Below are 1,311 nucleotides of genomic sequence, written 5' to 3' on the forward strand. Positions count from 1 at the left end.
GCATTCGCACGCCCACGCACCGCGTGGGCGTGCGAATGCCACTGCGGCACCGGCCGGGGTTCGCCATGGCCTGGCCCGCGTGTTGTCCAAGGCGGGCGTCTGCTCGCGTACGGAAGCCGCGCGCTGGATTGCCGAAGGGCGCGTGCGCGTGTCCGGGCGCATCGTGCGTGACCCCGAATTCCCGATTGCCAGCCCGGCACCGCCGATCGAGGTGGATGGCCAGCCGCTGGCGCCGCCGCAGCGCCTGTACCTGATGTTGAACAAGCCGCGTGGGGTGGTGACCACCGCCCAGGACGAGCGTGGGCGCGACACGGTGTACCGCTGTTTCGACGGCGCCGGCCTGCCGTGGATCGCCCCGGTGGGGCGCCTGGACAAGGCCAGTGAAGGGCTGCTGCTGTTCAGCAACGACCCACAATGGGCCGCGCGGCTGACCGATCCGCAGACCGGGCCGGACAAGACCTATCACGTGCAGACCGACCGCCTGCCCGACGACGCCACCCTGGCGGCGCTGCAGGCCGGTATTGAAGACGAGGGCGAGTTCCTGGTGGCCCGTGCCGTGCGCGTCCTGCGCAGCGGCGACAAGACCGCGTGGCTGGAGGTGGTGCTCGACGAGGGCCGCAACCGCCATATCCGTCGCCTGTTGGCGGCCTTCGACCTGCAGGTGCTGCGCCTGGTCCGGGTCGCGATCGGCGGGCTGGTGCTTGGCGATCTCGGCAAGGGGCAATGGCGGGAGCTGCAGGTCAGCGACCAGCAGCAGCTTGTGGCTGCTGCACCGGGCTGAAGTCCGGCCCACGGCTGGCCGCGGCCAGCCACCGTTCCAGGCGTAGGGGGCGCCTGGTTTTCGATTTACTTGAACGGAGTGTGCCCATGTACCCGACCCTCAACCGAACCCTGCGCTGCGCCGGCCTGCTGTTGCCGCTGGCCGTGCTGACCGCCTGCAGCGGCCACAAGAAGGTGGCCAAGGCCGAAACCCCGGCCGAGGCGCCGGTGGTGGAGGTAAAGACCCCGGAGCTGGATGGCCGCGGCAGCTACCGCTTCATGATGAGCAACGGCGACCAGAAGATGACCGCCGACCAGTTCGACGCCTGGATGAAGGCCAACGGCATCCGCGTGGCCAAGGGCAACGCGCAGGACGCCGCCGCCAAGCCGGTGGTGGTGGCCAGCAAGGACGAACCGAAGGACAAGAAGAAAAAGAAATGACGCGCCACGCGCGTCATTTCGGTAGCGCCGGGCCATGCCCGGCGAGCGCGTAGCGCGGATACCAGGAAGCCGCCGGGCATGGCCCCGCGCCACCCCTGATCCGCCCGGGCT

2 protein-coding genes are annotated in these 1,311 nt (G+C 69.9%); both read left to right on the forward strand.

Features of this window, described 5'->3' with window-relative positions:
* Positions 1–70 precede the first annotated feature (70 nt).
* A complete protein-coding gene (locus IAE58_RS19850; protein WP_234456400.1) occupies positions 71–781 on the forward strand; it encodes a pseudouridine synthase in 711 nt (236 codons plus the stop codon).
* Between the two features lie 86 nt (positions 782–867).
* The gene (locus tag IAE58_RS19855) at positions 868–1,200 is read left to right on the forward strand and encodes a hypothetical protein (RefSeq protein WP_199934770.1); all 333 of its coding nucleotides are present in this window, start codon (positions 868–870) and stop codon (positions 1,198–1,200) included.
* The last annotated feature ends 111 nt before the right edge of the window (positions 1,201–1,311 follow it).

Source organism: Stenotrophomonas sp. S49 (assembly GCF_016624905.1).
Taxonomy (GTDB): Bacteria; Pseudomonadota; Gammaproteobacteria; order Xanthomonadales; family Xanthomonadaceae; genus Stenotrophomonas.